This is a genomic window from Myroides odoratimimus (assembly GCF_038039805.1).
Taxonomy (GTDB): Bacteria; Bacteroidota; Bacteroidia; order Flavobacteriales; family Flavobacteriaceae; genus Flavobacterium; species Flavobacterium odoratimimum_B.
Map to the genome: position 1 here is coordinate 1 of NZ_JBBPHK010000018.1, position 14,561 is coordinate 14,561.

17 protein-coding genes and 2 tRNA genes are annotated in these 14,561 nt (G+C 34.5%); 12 read left to right on the forward strand and 7 right to left on the reverse strand.

What is annotated here, in order from left to right:
- Positions 1-95: 95 nt before the first annotated feature.
- A tRNA-Ile gene (locus AABL85_RS12995) sits at positions 96-169 on the forward strand.
- 52 nt (positions 170-221) lie between these two features.
- Here AABL85_RS12995 and AABL85_RS13000 read toward each other — a convergent pair.
- The 4 genes from AABL85_RS13000 to AABL85_RS13015 all read right to left on the reverse strand — a co-directional run bounded on the left by AABL85_RS13000 (position 222) and on the right by AABL85_RS13015 (position 2,464).
- On the reverse strand, positions 222-1,034 hold the full coding sequence (locus tag AABL85_RS13000; RefSeq protein ID WP_341310407.1) for an energy transducer TonB: 813 nt from the start codon (positions 1,032-1,034) through the stop codon (positions 222-224).
- Positions 1,035-1,208: 174 nt separating this feature from the next.
- Positions 1,209-1,502, reverse strand: a complete 294-nt coding sequence (locus AABL85_RS13005; protein WP_341310408.1) for a helix-turn-helix transcriptional regulator — start codon at positions 1,500-1,502, stop codon at positions 1,209-1,211.
- 36 nt (positions 1,503-1,538) lie between these two features.
- Positions 1,539-1,997, reverse strand: coding sequence for a hypothetical protein (locus AABL85_RS13010; RefSeq protein WP_286413411.1), 459 nt, complete (start codon positions 1,995-1,997; stop codon positions 1,539-1,541).
- Positions 1,998-2,023: 26 nt separating this feature from the next.
- Entirely contained in the window at positions 2,024-2,464 is a 441-nt protein-coding gene (locus AABL85_RS13015) for a hypothetical protein (RefSeq protein WP_341310409.1), read from the reverse strand.
- A 92-nt stretch (positions 2,465-2,556) separates the two neighbouring features.
- Between AABL85_RS13015 and AABL85_RS13020 the strand changes: the two genes are divergently transcribed.
- Positions 2,557-3,594, forward strand: coding sequence for a hypothetical protein (locus AABL85_RS13020; protein WP_341310410.1), 1,038 nt, complete (start codon positions 2,557-2,559; stop codon positions 3,592-3,594).
- Positions 3,591-4,145 carry a DUF7691 family protein gene (locus AABL85_RS13025; protein ID WP_286413408.1) on the forward strand — a complete coding sequence of 185 codons (555 nt, stop codon included), beginning with the start codon at positions 3,591-3,593 and terminating at the stop codon, positions 4,143-4,145. Before AABL85_RS13020 ends, AABL85_RS13025 begins: the two co-directional genes overlap by 4 nt.
- Positions 4,146-4,407: 262 nt before the next feature.
- On the opposite strand, the gene AABL85_RS13030 is transcribed toward AABL85_RS13025, so the two are convergent.
- Together AABL85_RS13030 and AABL85_RS13035 are read right to left on the reverse strand one after the other, a co-directional pair.
- A complete protein-coding gene (locus tag AABL85_RS13030; protein WP_286413407.1) occupies positions 4,408-4,695 on the reverse strand; it encodes a DUF7695 domain-containing protein in 288 nt (95 codons plus the stop codon).
- Positions 4,696-5,416: 721 nt separating this feature from the next.
- Positions 5,417-6,007, reverse strand: coding sequence for a cytochrome b/b6 domain-containing protein (locus AABL85_RS13035; protein ID WP_341310411.1), 591 nt, complete (start codon positions 6,005-6,007; stop codon positions 5,417-5,419).
- A 329-nt stretch (positions 6,008-6,336) separates the two neighbouring features.
- Between AABL85_RS13035 and AABL85_RS13040 the strand changes: the two genes are divergently transcribed.
- The 3 genes from AABL85_RS13040 to AABL85_RS13050 all read left to right on the forward strand — a co-directional run bounded on the left by AABL85_RS13040 (position 6,337) and on the right by AABL85_RS13050 (position 7,699).
- Complete coding sequence (locus AABL85_RS13040) at positions 6,337-7,065, forward strand: hypothetical protein (protein ID WP_341310412.1); 729 nt, start codon at positions 6,337-6,339, stop codon at positions 7,063-7,065.
- A gap of 137 nt (positions 7,066-7,202) precedes the next feature.
- On the forward strand, positions 7,203-7,577 hold the full coding sequence (locus AABL85_RS13045) for a DUF983 domain-containing protein (RefSeq protein ID WP_006257459.1): 375 nt from the start codon (positions 7,203-7,205) through the stop codon (positions 7,575-7,577).
- A gap of 51 nt (positions 7,578-7,628) precedes the next feature.
- Positions 7,629-7,699, forward strand: a tRNA-Trp gene (locus tag AABL85_RS13050).
- 65 nt (positions 7,700-7,764) lie between these two features.
- On the opposite strand, the gene AABL85_RS13055 is transcribed toward AABL85_RS13050, so the two are convergent.
- A complete protein-coding gene (locus AABL85_RS13055) occupies positions 7,765-8,640 on the reverse strand; it encodes an AraC family transcriptional regulator (RefSeq protein WP_286413404.1) in 876 nt (291 codons plus the stop codon).
- 246 nt (positions 8,641-8,886) lie between these two features.
- On the opposite strand from AABL85_RS13055, the gene AABL85_RS13060 reads away from it, so the two are divergent.
- The 6 genes from AABL85_RS13060 (at position 8,887) to AABL85_RS13085 (ending at position 14,550) form a co-directional block, all read left to right on the forward strand.
- A complete protein-coding gene (locus tag AABL85_RS13060; protein WP_286413403.1) occupies positions 8,887-9,180 on the forward strand; it encodes a hypothetical protein in 294 nt (97 codons plus the stop codon).
- A gap of 7 nt (positions 9,181-9,187) precedes the next feature.
- A complete protein-coding gene (locus tag AABL85_RS13065; RefSeq protein WP_286413402.1) occupies positions 9,188-9,571 on the forward strand; it encodes a hypothetical protein in 384 nt (127 codons plus the stop codon).
- Positions 9,572-9,574: 3 nt separating this feature from the next.
- Positions 9,575-10,723 carry a glutathionylspermidine synthase family protein gene (locus AABL85_RS13070; RefSeq protein WP_286437261.1) on the forward strand — a complete coding sequence of 383 codons (1,149 nt, stop codon included), beginning with the start codon at positions 9,575-9,577 and terminating at the stop codon, positions 10,721-10,723.
- Positions 10,724-10,805: 82 nt separating this feature from the next.
- Entirely contained in the window at positions 10,806-11,378 is a 573-nt protein-coding gene (locus AABL85_RS13075; protein ID WP_006262737.1) for a pentapeptide repeat-containing protein, read from the forward strand.
- Between the two features lie 67 nt (positions 11,379-11,445).
- On the forward strand, positions 11,446-13,776 hold the full coding sequence (locus AABL85_RS13080; protein ID WP_286413399.1) for a hypothetical protein: 2,331 nt from the start codon (positions 11,446-11,448) through the stop codon (positions 13,774-13,776).
- A gap of 24 nt (positions 13,777-13,800) precedes the next feature.
- A complete protein-coding gene (locus tag AABL85_RS13085; protein ID WP_286437258.1) occupies positions 13,801-14,550 on the forward strand; it encodes an SDR family NAD(P)-dependent oxidoreductase in 750 nt (249 codons plus the stop codon).
- Positions 14,551-14,561: the final 11 nt, after the last annotated feature.

Sequence of the window (14,561 nt, forward strand, 5' to 3'; positions counted from 1 at the left end):
TAGAGTAGCTGACTCATAATCAGCAAGTCCCTGGTTCGAGCCCAGGTGGGACCACCAAGATTACACATACAATACATAGGTCTTTAAGACCTACTGGTCCTATAACTCAGCTGGTTAGAGTAGCTGACTCATAATCAGCAAGTCCCTGGTTCGAGCCCAGGTGGGACCACAAAAGAACCCCTCATTACCTTGGTAGTGAGGGGTTTATTTTTTTTAGGGGGTTAATTCCTTTCTATTCCTATCAACATATAGATATCATCTTTCACAGGTATACCATTCACCCTAGTTGGAAGCCATTTAGCTAGAGACTGTACCATCATGGTCAATTCCTTAGTACTGAGCTCTATCTCTTCCACTAAATTAGTAAGTATAATATTGCTCAACTCCCCTGACTCATCTATAGATATATCTAGTCTTAATGCATACTCTCTTCCTGCTACATAATACTTAGTCTTCATAAACGCTTCTCTAAAGAGCTCCTTAAAACTATCCGTACCACACTCTGCCATTGTATAGCTTATATATCCATACCCACTCTCATCCGCTAATTCACGCCATCTCATAGGCACCTCTGTCTTGCGCATTATAATCGGTAAAGTGAATCGACTGCGTACTTTATTATTATTCTGTATAGCAGGCTTCCACCTATTCACAGTACTCATCGTGCGCGCAGCCTCTACCCCTAAGCCATAGCCAGGATCACGTACAACCATAATATCAGAGAAACTCCCATCTGCCTCTACCACAAACTGAAGAATACACTGAAATGCCCTCTGCCTATCTAGACCTTCTATCGCCTCCTGTGATATCATAAAACGATTTGTAAACTCGTGTACAAAGTTTCTCATCCCCATTATAGGTGAAGCCTTCACCTGTACAGCTACATACACATAGTTCGGATCCTGTTGCGGATTATTAGGCACAGTATTAGACTTAGATACTTCCGGGATTATGACCTCTGTTGTTGTATTCTCTTGAGCATACCCCATACAACTAAGACATAAAACACTTATTATCCATATTATATTCCTCATAAGCAATATTTTTTATACAGAGAATTACAAATAGCATAAAACTCTTCACTAATTTACTTAAATACTTCTAAAATACCACATTGACATTAACATTTTACTCCTCTACAATTATATACCTACTAGGTATAAAACATTATGTTTCTACCCTATCCCTAAACAATACTCTCTACCGATTTAATTACTATTATCTACAAAAAGACTTATCGTCATTCCTAACACATTAAATACTTTCAACAAAACACTTATCTTCACATCAACAAAATCACTTTCTATTCTCTTAACTTGTGCTTTAGACACTCCTGCTAGATGGGCAAGTTCTTTCTTGGTCAAGCCTTTTGCTTTGCGCAACTCATATACCCGCACTCCAAGCCTCCCTATTTCTACTCGTGCCTCAAAAAGATCGCGCTCTTTTGTACCCTTTTTACCTATATGCTCATCTATGATTTGATCTAATGGAAATGTTTTCATCTGATTCAGAAATTAAACTTATATACTTTTACTACTCTATCTCTTAAGCTCAGCTAATACTGCCACTTTAGCCAGGACAGTTTTACCCCATTCCACATCATCTGTATCCACTATTATGGTATTAAATCCATACTTATCTCCTTCTCTATGTACACCTAGAGAATCATCTACATGAATATCTATCCCAAACTCAGAAGGTAGTTTAGACACACTTTTGCTCTTACTTCCTAATCTTTTTTCATGTAGCTGTTGATTAATGATACAGTCTATAGATATTCCATAGCTCCAAAACATCAATCTTATTTTAAAGGCACTCCTATAAGATGTAGTATAGACATAAATCTTATGTCCGTTATTTCTCAGCTCTTTAAACAACGCTATAGTACCTAATCTTACCCTTTCCACACCGAGTATCTTTGCCCATATAGGTTCTACTTCTAAGGGGAACCTCACATTCGATATTATAGTATCGTCTAGATCAAATGATATTATCATTGGTTTTCTTTCTACATATTAACATTCTACCCATAACACACCACCGCAGTCGAATGACTGAAAGTCGCCTCATAATACTTAACTACACCACTAGATACTACCTTCAGATATAGCTTCTTAAATACCATATTTTCAGCATGCATCCTACCTATATTTAAGAACTTGGGATCTCTGAAGTTATCATTATAATCCTTGAGTATAAACTCATCAAACTCTTTAACAGTAAGTGGTTGTATGCTTTGTATAGCAGGTGATATAAGCACCTCTTTCACTATCGTAAATTCATAAACATATATCTTATCTCCTTGCTGAAGTTTAAAGCTCCATACCTCACCAGAATCCATCGCTTTAAACTCTCCAAGCCCTTTTTCATTGACATCTATCACCATCGGTTTTTTTATAATAGACTTCGCTTGCACACTTCCTATAGAAAGAATGAATATCAAAAAAAATATAAATCTTCTCATACTATATTAATTAGTAAGCAATTTAAGCAATTCTCTATTACAACAATCTTTTAATTATCACTACCTTTATTACTTACTAAAAAATTAAAACAGTGAAACAGTACTTATTCATTCTTCTAATAACACTCAGCTCTCATACAGCAATATCTCAAGATAAATATCCGGATCTATTAGAAAGAGATGACATAGAAATGTCTATTGATGATTATAAAAAATATTCAAAAAAAGAATACTACAGAGAGTACATATACATTTATAAACATACTATTTCCAAAAACAGTAAAGCGGATATAGGTGCTCCGAATGAAGTTGATTTACCTTGGAATCTTATAAAAAACTTTAATCCTCAAATCTTTTTTGAAACTGCAGTAAAGACAATATCTCTTACTTCATTAGAAAATGATAAATACACGTTTAACATCACTGTTCCTTTAACTCAATCTGAAAAAGAGGAACAAAGAAGGACAGGTGGAATTAAAACTAAGACCACTTTAGCAGATTTACTGTATATCAAAATATTATCTAGTAATCTAACAAATACAACCACTAAACAGACCATTGTATTAGATGATCATTTAATTCGATCTACAGGAAATTGGTTTCCTCAAACAAATCCTACCCATCAAAAGTATCTTTATTTTAATTATCTAAACAATATCAAAGACATTAAAGGCAACGTCAAAGTACAATTAATAATGCCTACTAATTATGAGATAACCGAAATAACAAAAGATCAAATAGCTAAAGAAATACAAGTCAATAAAGACCTAAGAATAAAGCTTCTTGCGTTTGAAGATAATATTATACACTTCGAAGTATTAGACAATAAAGAGTTGAATCTAGATATCACTTATAACAATGACTATGGTGGAGGGTCAAGTAATACTGTAATAGATAAACAACTATATGATTTTTATCGTCTGAATACAGGACTATCATACCCTGATTTTGAAAAAAAAGCTACAGAATACTACAACGATCTAGAAGATAAAGAAGTAGATGAAAACAAAGTATATATGTATCGTCTAACAAACAAAGTAGAAAAATTCTATCTATACCAAATAGATGAGGCAACTCAACTAATGAATGAGAAAGAACTAACTTTAAATTATAAAACTAACATACAATGAGTTATTCTGTACAAAGCTATCTAACAGACAAAACAAAAATACAACAAGTCTATGGTTGCAAGGATTTGACTTTATATAACGAGTTATGTGAGGCGTTCCAAGATCAACTAGACGAGCACTCTGACTACTTCGATAATGAACTAGAACCGCATAGTATCACCTTCGTAGACATACTACTCGACATCATCAATGGAGAGATTCAATACAATGAATTAACGTTTGCGTATGGTTATGTATACGAGCTGTTGTGTGAGCATTATGGAGAAGTGTTTTATCCTACCTCTGATGAATATTCCACACCTTACTATGAAACTGTGGAAACTGAACTAACAAGCAAAGCATTTATTCCGATTCCCTTCTCAGAGGACTTCCCTTCAATATACAGTATCGCTATAGAAGATTTAGATAAAGAAGTTACTCCATTCATCGAAAATTACAGAAGAAAAAAAGAGATTGATGAAGAGACATACACTCTTGAACAAGAAGACTTCCTATACGCCTTTGAGTTGGCAAAAAAACAAAACAAAGACTTAGTTTTCTTCTTATATTAAAAATAAAGAATATATACAATCTATCATATCAAAAAACAGAACCAATAATTCCAAACCATGCCGTGTTTTTTGTATCTTTGTGGTCTAAGGTGTCCCGTTATTCTGAAATACGCTTTAACGCTGCACTTAAAAAAAAGAAATCACAACCTCGGACTTGCTCCGAGGTTTTTGTTTTTTATACAACACTTTTCTATATCATTCCAAACTAATTTCTGTCTTGAATACTTTTAATAAATTAAAAGTCAAAACCTTAAAATTTATTTTACCAAAAAACTTGTACCTCAGTATAGTCTAATACTTCATCTATTCCAAGATAATCGCATTTACACTGAACAAAGTCATATTTATGTGTAGAAGTCATTACTTCTTCACACTTAGGACACATACGCTGATTCTTTGCTAAACCTATCTCTTGGTATATTCTCTCAACTTCCGCAAACTTAGCCTCATCTTCATCACTAAGCTTACTATTTTCTCTTAACAATTGAATAAAAGGGTCTATTTCAATTTTATCCTTAGTCATATAATCTTGAACACAGATATTTATCATTTCATCTACTGATGTATCTGAATATTTATTAATACCTCTCTCTAGGTTCTTTCAGATACATCCTATTTCACAACTTAAAGAACGCATTTCTTTATCAGTATAATATCTATTTTCCTACTGATAAAAACAATATTCTCTACCTATTTAATTACTATTATCTACAGAAAGACTTATCGTCATTCCTAACGCATTAAATACTTTTTAGCAATTCTCTATTACAACAATCTTTTAATTAATACATACCAACAAATTAAAATTTAAAAACCAACACACCACTTTTGAATTCGATTCTTATCAATACAATAAGAATGTTTCTCTTGCACTTTCTGAGGGTTTGCTAGGAGATTCCTAGGGATTTCCTCGCCTAAAAGGCGTTTTTGTCGAAGAAAGGTACAAGAAACCCTCAAGCAATCCCCTAGCAAGTCTGAACAAAACTATTTTTAATACATCCATAAATATGGATAAAAAATAAAGTTACTACGTGATTCTTTCTAAATACAGCATCCCTTATCTACACTAGAAAACTTTTTTCCTATTTAAGTTTTGTTCGGGGATGGTTCGGGTCATGTTCGGTAATCCTTCAGTAAAAGGGGTGTTTTTCCGAACAAAATCAAAACAAGCTAATAATTTAGAATTATAAAAAAAGCATCTGTATCACTACAGATGCTTTTCAACAAAACACATTTACACTAACCTAATATATCATTAGACAGTTCTATACTTATAGGTCGTACTTACTCTTCCCGTTGATCATGCGAGAGACTATCCCATTATCTGAACTCAGCTCAGCGAATAGCACCCCGATAAAGTGAATAACTAAATACGTTACAAAATAATATATAGAACCAAAATGAATACTCTTTATTTCATTATTATAAGCTGTCTCAATATCTAACTCTAAGACAAGACCTGTAACTAGCGAGATAACCACGCAAACATAGAACAGCAAGTATATGATAGCTCTAATACGTAGATTAAGTATAATACCTCCCTTAAATGGATTTAAGAACGGTACTCTACCCATCATCCCTAATATAATTCTGATGAACACTAATCCCATCAAGGCATAGCCTAGATACACATGCCACTCCCACAGAGGAGCACGTATACGCTTCGCCAGTACGACAGCCTTCTCCTTAGTCATATTTACATCCTGAGAAGTGGAGTACCCCATGATGATCTCACTCATCTCCTCTTTATTTAACCAGCTATATCGCAGCAGTATAGTGATAAGCATCCCTAACATTACGAATGCTATACTCCAGTGCAAAAACCGAAATGCCAAGCTATAGCAATCACCTCTCATTCTCATTTTAATATTTTTAATAAAATTAAATTACCAAATATGTTAATTTAAATTAATTATAATAATCAAATATAGAAATAACAATTAATATCTTCTAAACAAAAGTGAACATAATTTTAAAAAAGTAAAAAAATAAGTTTTCTATACAATATCAAATAATCCAAAACGTTATATAAATAGCTAATAGAATGCAGAAAAAATGGATTAACTCTATTATGTCTATTTTTTAAAGTATGTTTGTTAGTCTGCAATATTTTTTTGAAATAAAATATTAATATTTATCTTAAATTTGCAGAGTGAAAAACAAATTGTTATTGAATCAAAAATAAATTGGAATGAAAAAGATATTACTCTTGTTTGTAATACTAATGTCAATTAGTACTTCTTATGGTCAGCGAAAATCTAAAAAGCAGGAAGAACCTGTTAAAAAGATTGAGTACCTAGACATTGTTCAAATTCTATCAAATAAAGATGAGCTTAAATTAACTCAACAACAGGTAGGAGCCTTGACAATCAAAAATGAATACATTAAGCGTGACTTACAGAACCTGAATTCTAAAACAAAGATGCAGGAAGTAGAGAAGAACATGCACCAACGCCAACTATTCGCTGGTTATAACAACTTCGTGAATAGAACACTAAATGAAGATCAGTTAGAAAGTTGGAATGTAATTAAAAAAGAAATAGCTGCTGGTGAAGAAGAAAGCTCTGATCTAAAAACAGAGATGGCTGCACTAGACTCAGCTTATAAGGCAGAACTAAAAGAGGTATACAGAAAGTATAGTAAAGATCGTAAATTATACTACGCAAGTAGAAATATAGTGAGAAAGCAGTACGATGCTGATAAGCTACGTATCTACAAAAAATACAATCAAGCAGTAGAAGAAGAAGGTGAAGAAGGTGATAAAGTATTAACACTAGAAGAAATCGCGAACTTATATAAAGAATACGACGATTACTACAATGAACCGACACAAGCTAATCCATTAGAATACTTAGATGTAAAAGAAGAATATTCTAATGAGACAGAAGAAATAACAACAGAAGAAGAAGGAGAGTATTAATCTCCTTCTTTTTTTTTGTACTATTTAAATACTTTAAGGTACTTTAACAGTCAAAATGTCTGAATATTACCAAAATACAAGTATATTAAGCGTAAAGCTTTCAGTTTTTTTAAGTTACTTTGCATAAAAATTAAATTATGTCTTATATCAGCAAAGTTATTAGTGGAAAATGCCCTAACTGTGGTAAAGAGCACATATTCCATGACAAAGGAAATCCGATTACATTTAAGATGCCAAAAATGACGAAAGAATGTGGATCTTGTGGATATAACTTCCATAGAGAAACAGGATTTTATTTTGGGGCTATGTATATGAGTTATGCACTTACAGTTGCTGAAATGGTAACCGTGATGGTGCTTCGTCTTATCATCAATCACTTATTCGATTTGAATATCACAATGTTACATGCATTTATTGCAATTGTATTTGTAATATTTATTCTATGGACATTTAATTATCGCTTATCTCGAATCATGTGGTTAAATTTATTTTATAAAAAAGATGAGCAATAGTCTAGGTTTATTAAAATAAAAGTTATTATATTTGCGCCACCTAACAGAGAAACGGGTGTAGTTCAAGGGTAGAATAGCGGTCTCCAAAACCGTTGATGGGGGTTCGAATCCCTCCACCCGTGCAGCGTAAAAAAAGCTCCTTAATATTACATTAAGGAGCTTTTTGTTTTTATACTGTATTTATATTTTACACATACTTTTTAAGAAACTCTTTTGGAGAGATACCTGTTCTCTTTTTAAACACCTTAGAGAAGTATGAATAATCATCGTATCCTAGCATTGTAGCAATCTCACTAAAGCTCTTGCCGGTATAGATAAGCATGCGTTTAGCCTCTAAGACGATTCTGTCTATAATAATATCAGTAGTAGTCTTGTCTAATAATGTCTTGCAGACGCGATTTAAATGCTTTTGTGTCATATTCATCCATTCTGCATAGACTGCGGCAGACTTCTCTGTCCGAAAATTCTTTTCTAATAAATTCTCGAAGTGATGTAGGTGCTGATTATACTGCAAGTTTGGCACTGCTGTAAAAGAGTTTCCTTCTAATAATTGTCTATTGCATTCTATATAGAAGAGTGAAGCTAGATTCACTAGAGAGAAGTTCTTCTTCCAGTTGGGTTGACTCACCTCATCCGTCATTCTCTTCATCAGACTCTCTACTAATACACTGCTCTCTTTATTCAATAAAAACCCGTTGGGATAGTATGCTGATCTAAATACAGGGTATTCGCGTATCGTCTCTCGGACAAAGAACAAATCAAAATACTCTTGAGTGTGAAAAAAGATATAACCATCTATATCCTCTGATAAGATCCAACTATGCGTCTGCCCTGGCGCTAACATAAACACCATACCAGGCTGTATCTCATAGCTCTGAAAATCTATCTCGTGGGTTCCACTCCCCTTCGTAAAAATCATACAAACGTAGAAATCATGTCGATGTGGTTTTTCCACATGATCGTGATTTGTAATAAGGTGTTGTGGTATCGTATTAGCATAAAAATCAGCTCCTTTAACCTCCTCAGTCAAATCTCGCATTTGTAAAATAGTAATATCTTTCATCAATCAAATATATGGTCAAACAAAAATAGCATTTTTAGTTTACACTAAATAATTCTTATGCTAATGGCTTATGTCCTAGCTGCCACTCTACTCTATGTATTTAAAAAACAAATAGACTCTATAATGCGCTAGTACACACTTGGTCAAGAGCTAAGCGTGAATAATATCCAAAAAGTCTACTGTACAACAAACAAAGTTTTGAGTAAACTTTACTATCTTTAGCACTCGTTAAAATAAATAATTGTTATGAAATATATTCTACCTATTCTTATGGTACTAGGATTAGCCTCATGTGGAGGTGGTGAATCTAAAAAAACAGATCTTGAGACTATCGATAAACAGTCTGCAAGAGAAGTAACGATCAAATCTGTAGTAGCAGGAGATAGTATCCTACATATCACAAGTCAAAAAATATGGGCGAATGGTCAACTAGTAACACAAAAGACGGACACAATCAAAACTGCAAAAGAAGTAAGCGCATGGGGAGATACTAAGCCTACTTCTCTAGTAAAAGTGCCGATTTATGTAACTGTAGAATAATAATATCATGAATAGAAAAAGTAGTAAAGCAGTGAGTCTAGTACTTATCACAGCAGCATTAGCTTCATGCTCTAAGACTCCTGATAAACAAGAAGAACAAGAACAAGCACAGAAAGTATATATGAGAGCAGATAGCTCTGCACCTTATACAGATGTAACTGAACAATATAATCAACAACGCCATCATAGTGGAGGTGGTATGGGTAGTGCGCTACTATGGTACATGGCCTTCAGACCACTAATGGGGGGAGGTATGGGATATGCTAGTAATGGATTATCTCACCAAGCTAATGTAGGTACGAATACGTCTAAATCTAATGCTGTAAAGACACATAAGTCAGCCAGAGGAGGTTTTGGGAATACTTCTAAGTCATCTACTGTTAGTTCATAATCTATGAGAATAAAATACCTAACAGCTGATGCAAATTGGCAAAAGAGATTAGAGGACAACGGATTTGGATTTCACACAGATGAGAACAATGTCCCTTATTGGATAGAACACTACTATTACAGTATAGAGCCAGCATTCGCTGACGAGATATACAATGCTACTACTGAGCTATGGCAGATGTGCTTAGAAGCAGTAGATCACGTGATCACACATAATCTATTTGATCAATTTCAGATTCCGATATTCTTTCACGATCATATAAAGCAGTCATGGGAGAATGATGCTCCAAGTATCTACGGTCGTTTTGACTTTGTCTACGATGAGAAAAAACAACAACTAAAAGTATTAGAGTTTAATGCGGATACTCCTACTTCTCTTTATGAAACAGGAGTGACGCAGTGGCAATGGATGCAACATTACTTCGGTGAACGCAAAGACCAATTTAATTCTGTACACGATCAATTAATCGCTTCATGGCGTGATCTAAAGCCTTATCTAAAAGGGGATACCCTGCACTTCAGTTGTATGCGTGAGACCTTAGAGGACCTAACGAATATAGAGTACCTAAGAGACACCGCTATACAAGCTGGTATCAACACGAAGCTAATCTTCATAGATGATATCGGATGGAATGGGGTAAACTTTACAGACCTAGAAGAAGAGACGATAACTGATATATTTAAACTATATCCGTGGGAATGGTTAGTATATGAACCTTTTGCGCTACATATACCGAATGACGAAGCACAAGCGAACTGGATAGAACCGTCATGGAAGATGATCTTATCTAATAAGGCTATCATGGCTGTACTGTGGAAGCTGTATCCTAACCATCCATTGCTACTAGAGACTTACTTCGATACACCTAACGGGATGCAAGACTATGTAAAGAAACCTTTACTCTCAAGAGAAGGTGCTAATGTAACGCTATACCAACACGGAGCTATCGTAGAAGCAACTCCTGGAGACTATGGAGATGAAGGCTATATCTGTCAAGAGCTAGCTCACTTACACCAAGAGTCTACAGGATATTCTATCATCGGGAGCTGGATCATAGGTCAAGAGTCATGTGGTATTACATTCCGAGAAAGCAACAATCGAATCACAACAGACAAAAGCAGATTTATACCTCATATCATAGAAGAATCATAAGGATAAATCTTTATAATATTATATCTTGCTACCGTATATGGATGAGTTCTATATACGGTAGCTAACTTTTAACACTAGACAGATGACACCAGAATTTATATACGACAAACAATACAGCAACACTGTATTTAACTATAATGATATCTCATTTAAAGAATTTGAGAATTGTAAGTTTGAAAACTGTGATCTAAGCGCTTGTTCATTCTTAGCTACTCTTTTTATAGACTGTGATTTTATAAACTGCAATTTTAAAGATGCAGAGGTGAACTATGTCGGACTGCGCAATGTCAACTTTACAGCTTGTAATTTTACGCGTGTAAACTTCGCCATGATAGACCAGACTATATTTGAATTTACCTTTACAGACTGTAACTTAGAATTAACTCAATTCTATGGTCTAAAGCTTAAAAAGCAACTGTTTTCTAACTGTAGTTTGATCAGTGCTGATTTCTCTGATACAGATTTGAGTATGGCACTGTTTGACAACTGTAACTTACACCGTGCAGTATTTCACAAAGCCAACGCTGAGAAAGCGGACTTCTACACGAGTTATAACTATGATATAGACCCGCAGTTCACTAAGATTAAAAAAGCAATATTCTCTATGGACGGATTAGCTGGTTTACTAACAAAGCATCAATTAGTCTTAAAGTAATTCATAATAATTACAAAAACATAAAGATAAATCAGTACTTTTAAGTATTAATTTATCTTTAATAAAAATGAAATTATCAAAACGTGTCAAAATCCTTTTAATAGTTGGTATCAGTCTACTAGGGCTATACCAGATAGGGAGGTATGCATTAAACCGTTTTATATATAAGCACTTACCAGAGATTATCGCAGAGAAGAATGATACTCCTTATGATCTAGCGTATGAGGACATCAGTTACTACCCTGCCTTAAGAAGACTAACTGTCTCTGGAATCACAGTGACTCCTAAAGATACTATCACTCACCCTAATCTTACTTATATCAGTGCAAGACTAGATAAAATAGTGATTCAAGGGGTAGCTATCAAAGAACTACTACAGAACAAGAATCTACGTGCAAACAAAATTAAGCTGAGTCATCCTAGTATAGTGATGATTAAAGGGGATAGTGTAGTACAAAAGCAAGCTAAAATAAAGGTAAAGAATGATATAGATATTGAATCTATTATCGTAGAGCATGCTCATGTCTTAATAAAAGACAGAAAGAGTAATACAAGACTAAATGAGGTCTATAACTTCAATGCAACAATCAGAGGAGTACATTTCGGTGAAGAGGTCATAGAGAAGGCAATACCTTTTAGTTATGACTCTTATGTGATGACTACAGACTCTATCTATAGCAAACTGAATGAGTGGCATAAGTTCACCATCGGTAAGATTATCATAGAACCGACTGCTTTAGAGATGCACCAGCTATCTGTAAAGCCCTTCTCAGAGACTATCGAGTCAAAAGAACTAGCTAAGAACTTGTTGTCTGTAGATATCCCACAGCTAAAGCTGACTGGGACAGACTGGGGGTATAGAAACGAACAAGACTTCTACCTCGACATTGCTTCTATAGAGACAGACTCTACAGCAATAAATATCAAGAATAATAAACTCAAACAAGATATCAAAGTAGCAGAAAAACAACCTGCTAAAAAAACTAAAAAGCAGAAAAAACAAGAGATAGCAGCGGTATATGATACATTGCCTGCGCTTGTGCCATTTGCCTTAAAGATAGGTGATATTAAGATTAATAAATTATCACTAGACGCTTTAGATACTTGGAATACTTCTAAGACCAATATCGTCTTAACGGATATAAACAATAAGGTAGGAGAACAACTAAAAGTAGCTAAAATAGCGATAGACTCTCCTGTTATCACCTATACTCCTAATGATGTAAAGAGCAAGCCTAAGACTACTGCTAAGCTACTGTCTGACTATATCACATTAGATTCATTAGTACTGCGCAAGGCAGCTTTCCAAATACACGATAGAAAGACAAATAGCAGTAGCCTAAAAGTGAATAATATCAATGCTGTGATAACAGATATCCGTATTGATAAAAATACTGGTGGAAAGAAGATTCCTTTTACTTATGGCAAGACAACATTATCTTCTGGAGCGATTACATACGATACGAAGAAATATTATGATATAAGTGTAGACTCTCTATCTATCGACAATAAGGAGCTAAAACTGGCTAACTTCACTATGAAGCCAAAGTACTCTAGAAAGAAGACTGTAAGCATGTTTAGATATGCAGATGATATCTTCACACTACATGCCAAAGAGATAGCTTTAAAGAATTATAACTATGACTTCGATGCCAAAGGAACTCTAATGTTTAAAACAGAACAGATCAACATCAATCAACTTGATGCTAATATCTTTAGAGATAAGGCTCCTACATTCAATATGAGTATCAAGCCCATGTTTAGTAAAAAACTAAGAGATCTAAAATTTGGACTAGAAGTAAATAATGTTGCAATACGCAACTCTAAGTTAGTCTATGAAGAGACTGACCCTAAGGCAGTAGCTCCTGGTAAAATTATGTTCCACAACTTCAATGCGACTATTAAGAATGTATATAGTGGATATGGTGTGACTAAAGTACCTACTACTACGATAGCTGTCAATGCGAGGTTTATGAATGCTGCTCCACTGCGTGTGGACTGGTCTTTCAATGTACTTAACAGACGAGATAACTTCAATATACAAGGAAAGATTACAAACTTCCCTGCTAATTCTATGCGTCCGTTCTTACAGCCGTATGTCAAGGCTAATACAGAGGGTAGTATAAGTCTAGTTACTTTTAATTTCTCTGGTAATAGTACTTCTGCTACAGGAACCTATGGTATGAGATATGAAGACCTAAAGGTGACTATATATAGGAAAGATGGGCAGCAAAAGAAAAAGTTCTTATCTGCTGTAGGGAATATGTTTATCCGCAAGAGTACTAAGGATGAAATCAAGACAGTTAATATTAAAAAAGTAGATAGAGTTCAAGAAAAGTCTTTTTTCAATTATCTTTGGTTATGCATAATGCAAGGTTTAAAGCAAACCGTCTTATAGTACAACACCACAAAACAAAAAGATATGAAAACAGCATTCATTACAGGAGCTACATCAGGTATAGGAAAAGCAACAGCACGAGCGTTAGCTGCTAATCACAGACTAATCTTGTGTGGAAGAAATAAAGAGAACTTAGCAGCCATAGAGTGTGAACTAGCAGAGCAGACAGAAGTGATAACACTAATCTTCGATGTGAGTGATAAAGAAGCTACCTTTAAGGCAATAGCCTCTCTTCCTACTGCATGGCAAGATATAGATGTGCTTATCAATAACGCTGGAAATGCTCACGGATTAGCTACTTTCCAAGAAGCTTCTCTAGAAGACTTAGAGGCTATGATAGATATCAATGTAAAGGGAATAATCTATGTAACTAAAGCTATTGTTCCTCTTATGATCAAAAGACAGTATGGACATATCGTCAATCTATCTTCTATAGCAGGGAAAGAGTCTTACCAAAACGGTACAATCTACTGTGCTTCTAAAGCTGCTGTAGAAGCATTCTCTAAAGGACTGAGATACGATCTCCTATCAGATGGAATTAAGGTAACTAATGTAGCTCCAGGAGCAGTAGAAACAGACTTCTCACTAATCCGATTTAAAGGAGATAGCGACAGAGCAGCAAAGGTATATGAAGGGTATACTCCATTAGTAGCAGACGATATAGCGAATGCTATAGCCTATATCGTCAACCAACCTGAACATGTACAAATAGCTGATATTACAGTATTTCCGAAGGCTCAAGCTGGTGCAACGACCATTCATAAAAAATTGTAAAAATTATCATA